This is a genomic window from Cyanobium sp. Cruz-8D1 (genome assembly GCF_024345975.1).
GTDB lineage: Bacteria > Cyanobacteriota > Cyanobacteriia > PCC-6307 > Cyanobiaceae > Cyanobium.
The window spans coordinates 1-3,562 of record NZ_JAGQCD010000092.1 but is presented as its reverse complement, the minus strand read 5'-3'; the positions used below and the strand labels follow the sequence as shown (position 1 = coordinate 3,562).

The following is a 3,562-nucleotide window of genomic DNA, read 5'->3' as shown; positions in this document are numbered from 1 at the left end:
GCTGATCAGATCTAGATCGGTTGCAGCAGAGCCGGTTTCGCGCACAGAGAAGGAGCAAGCTCGCTCAGCGAACCCAACGCTGGCAGCTCAGACCAGCGCGCTTGTGACACACTTTGAATCAGCCCTGTCCACCGTGATGGTGGCTTTCGGCGCCAACCTCTCGGTGTTCTGGATTCTCAGTGCCAACTCCTGGCTGCAGACTCCGTCGGGCGGTACTTTTTCCGAAGGCCATTTTCATGTGCAGAACTACTTCGCCGCCATCAACAACCCCTTCATGGTGAGGAGCGTGATTCACATGGCTCTGGCCACGGTGGAAACCTCGATGCTGGTGGTGGCCGCGATCAGTGCCTGGTCGCTGATGCGCCAGAAGGCACCGGAGTTCTTCCTGTTTTCCTTCAAGCTGGCGCTGGTGATCCTGCTGGCGGTGGCGCCGCTGCAGATCCTGGCCGGCCACGAAAGCGCCGTGCAGGTGGCCGAGCATCAGCCCACCAAGCTGGCCGCGATCGAGGCCCTCTGGGACGACCAGGCCGCCGGCAGCTCCCCGGCCTGGACCGTGCTGGCTTCCCCCGATGAGGCCAGCGGCAGCAACCGCTGGAGTCTGTCGGTGCCTGGCGCCTTCAGCTGGATCCTGGAGACGCGCCCGCAGCTCAGCCAACCCCTGCGTGGGCTCAACAGCTGGCCCGCCGACCAGCGGCCCCACATGGTGGGTCTGCTCTTCTATGCCTTCCGGATGATGGTGGCGATCGGCCTGGCTGCGGCGGCCCTGATGGCCCTCAGCCTGCTGCTCTGGTGGCGAGGCGGCCTCAGCGCCGCCAGCTTCGCCCAGTGGCCCTGGTTCAGCTGGGCCTGGATCCTTTCGGCTCCAGCCGGCTACCTGGCGATTGAATCCGGGTGGGTGGTGCGTTGCGTGGGCCGCCAGCCCTGGACGGTCTACGGCCAGCTGCGGACCGCCGATGCCGCCTCGGTTCTGCCGGTGGGCGAGGTCCTCACCAGCTTGAGTGTGTTCGCTGTGCTTTACACGGTGTTGCTGGTCTTCGCGCTGTATTTCGGCTCCCGGATCATCGCCAAGGGACCGAATCTCACCCTTGAGCCGCCTGGCCTTGCCGCCCCCGTGATTCTTCCCGACCGATCGGGGAATGTTTGAACATGGAGTTCCTCGAATGGTTCATGCCCACGGTCTGGTTTGTGATCCTGGCCCTGTTCCTGCTGCTCTATGTGATCCTCGATGGTTTTGATCTGGGGGTGGGCATCCTCTCGCTCACCTCCCCCAGCGAATCCCAGCGCACGATCCTGATGACGAGCCTCGGCAATGTGTGGGATGCCAACGAAACCTGGCTCGTCCTGATGGGCGGGGCCTTGTTCGGAGCCTTTCCCCTGGCCTATGGCACCATCCTCAAGGCCCTCTACGGCCCCATCTACCTGATGATCCTGGGGCTGATCCTGCGGGCCGTCGCCTTCGAGTTTCGCGAAAACGCCATCAACAAGCGCCCCTGGAACCTGATGTTCGGTACTGGCAGCGTGCTGGCCGCTGGCTCCCAGGGCATCTGTCTGGGCACGGTGCTCTCTGGCATCCCCACCGATGCCGCAGGCCACTTCATCGGCTCCGCCTGGATCTGGGTGAACCCCAGCAGCCTGGTGGTGGCTCTCACGCTCATCCAGGGCTACGTGCTGATCGGCTCCACCTACTTGATCCTCAAAACCAGTGGTGAGCTGCAGCAGTTGCACGTGCGCACCGCCCGCCTGGCGGCTGCCACCACCCTGGGAGGGGCCCTGCTGATCACCTTCACGGCACCGTTCGCGTCGGAAACGCTGCGGCAGCGCCTGTTTGATCCCGCCTTCCTGCCCTTCTTTGTTGTATTGCCGCTGCTGGGTGTCGCCCTGATCGTTCAGCTGTTCCGCAGCCTGGCGATGCAGCAGGAGGTATGGCCCTTCGCTTACACCGTAATGCTGTTCATCCTCAGCTTTGCTGGCCTGGGGGTAATGGTGTTTCCGGCGGTGATTCCTCCGTCGGTCACGATCTTTCAGGCGTCGTCGTCGGTGAGTTCGATGGTATTCATGCTCACGTTCATCGGCGTGCTGATTCCCATCATGCTCTTCTACAACATCTATAATTACATTGCTTTTCGCGGCAAGGTGAGTGCCGAATAGGGAAAACCTCTGGCCTCCAGCATGATCAATCCCCCTAGGATGTGTCAAAACCCCATATGTCTCGCCTTCGCTCGCTCCTGCTGGGGGTCGCTATCGCCCTCTGCCTGCTGATCTCAGCGCCTCAGGGCGCCGCTGCGGCCACCGCGATCGCTCTTCCGGATGCCACGGTTGCTGCTGGCGAGGCCGCTGCCATTGACGCCGCAGTGGAGCAGTACCTCTTCAACCTGCCGGATGATTTTCACGCGATTCGATCGGTTCCAGCCCTGAAGCGCCTGCTTGCCAGCGGCAACGTGTCGCTGATTGACGTGCGAACCCCTGCCGAGTACCGGGCGGGACACATTGCCGGAGCCATCAACAGACCGTTGAACGATCTCAGCCGCCACGTGGCTGAGATTTCCCCAGAGCGAAAGGTGGTGCTCTATTGCTCCAGCGGCTTTCGCTCTGCCATGGGAGTGATGGCGCTGCAGCTGGAGGGCCGCCACCAGGTGAAGGGCTTTGCACCCAGCATCGAAGGCTGGAAGGCGGCCGGTGAGCCCGTGGTGACCACAGAAGGCGCGTAGGCCTGGGGGTTGCTGGCGGGGTGCTGATGGTGGCCGGCGACTTCGGCGGCACCCACGCCGAGCCGGCCTGGCTGCAACGCCTCGAGCCATCCGCAACGAACCACCAAGATCGCAAGGCCCTTGCTTCGTTGCTTCCCACACTGAAGGATCAAGCCTCCAGGCCGATGAACCCGTCGATCAACCAGGCCCTGCGGCTGATCACGCTCTGGATCGCCGGACTGCCGGCGGTCTACACCGCTGTGCTCAGTCAACAGAACCTTGCTGCGGCCGCCCATTACGGCTACCTGGGCCTCTACATCGTGGGCTACATCGCCGACGACGCCCTGATGGTTGGGTTCGCCGTGCTGGCGCTGAGCAGCAGCAAACTCACCGAAGGCACGGGCCGGTGGCTGAAGCTCATCAGTGGTGTCGTGATGGTGGCCCTGGCCCTGCTGTTGCTGCTGCGGCCCGGCTGGCTGCTCTGAACAGGCTCACTCAGCGGCGGGTCCAGGTACCAATGTCGACGACGGAATCGAAATCAGAGGTGTGACGATAAACAACCTGAATCTGGTTGGGACTGATGATCTTGCCATCCGTAAACCCGTCCTCATCGACAATGTACATGGTGGCATTGTCATGGCCGAGCGTGCCGACAAACTTCTCAGTTGCGTACTTTGATTTGAAGACTCCGTGAAAAACCCGACCCTGTTGCTTGGTGATTTGAGCAACGGCATTGAGATCACTGAAATCACCATGATGATGGGTCTTGCATCTCGATGCTTCGACTTTGCAGAGCACGGCCCCCTTCCCTTCAACCGTCCATGTACCGATCAGGTTGGGTGTGACAGGGGCAGCCAAGGCAGCAGAGAAGGCTC

The 3,562-nt window shown here is 62.0% G+C and carries 5 protein-coding genes; 4 read left to right on the top strand and 1 reads right to left on the bottom strand.

Going from position 1 to position 3,562, the window contains the following annotated elements:
* Positions 1-103: 103 nt before the first annotated feature.
* From KBZ33_RS21175 to KBZ33_RS21160, 4 genes are read left to right on the top strand one after another with little or no spacing between them, the layout of a single operon-like run.
* The gene (locus KBZ33_RS21175; protein ID WP_315859253.1) at positions 104-1,144 is read left to right on the top strand and encodes a cytochrome ubiquinol oxidase subunit I; all 1,041 of its coding nucleotides are present in this window, start codon (positions 104-106) and stop codon (positions 1,142-1,144) included.
* Between the two features lie 2 nt (positions 1,145-1,146).
* A complete protein-coding gene (gene cydB, locus KBZ33_RS21170) occupies positions 1,147-2,148 on the top strand; it encodes a cytochrome d ubiquinol oxidase subunit II (protein ID WP_255011990.1) in 1,002 nt (333 codons plus the stop codon).
* Positions 2,149-2,204: 56 nt separating this feature from the next.
* Positions 2,205-2,708, top strand: a complete 504-nt coding sequence (locus tag KBZ33_RS21165; protein WP_255011988.1) for a rhodanese-like domain-containing protein — start codon at positions 2,205-2,207, stop codon at positions 2,706-2,708.
* A 26-nt stretch (positions 2,709-2,734) separates the two neighbouring features.
* Positions 2,735-3,172 carry a hypothetical protein gene (locus KBZ33_RS21160; protein WP_255011987.1) on the top strand — a complete coding sequence of 146 codons (438 nt, stop codon included), beginning with the start codon at positions 2,735-2,737 and terminating at the stop codon, positions 3,170-3,172.
* Positions 3,173-3,182: 10 nt separating this feature from the next.
* Here KBZ33_RS21160 and KBZ33_RS21155 read toward each other — a convergent pair.
* On the bottom strand, positions 3,183-3,562 hold a 380-nt coding region (locus KBZ33_RS21155; protein WP_255011985.1), incomplete at its 5' end, for a hypothetical protein.

Bases quoted from the DNA above. Each gene is read 5' to 3' on its own strand.
- KBZ33_RS21165 (WP_255011988.1), top strand. From the start codon at position 2,205: ATGTCTCGCCTTCGCTCGCTCCTGCTGGGGGTCGCTATCGCCCTCTGC.
- KBZ33_RS21160 (WP_255011987.1), top strand. From the start codon at position 2,735: ATGGTGGCCGGCGACTTCGGCGGCACCCACGCCGAGCCGGCCTGGCTG.
- cydB (WP_255011990.1), top strand. From the start codon at position 1,147: ATGGAGTTCCTCGAATGGTTCATGCCCACGGTCTGGTTTGTGATCCTG.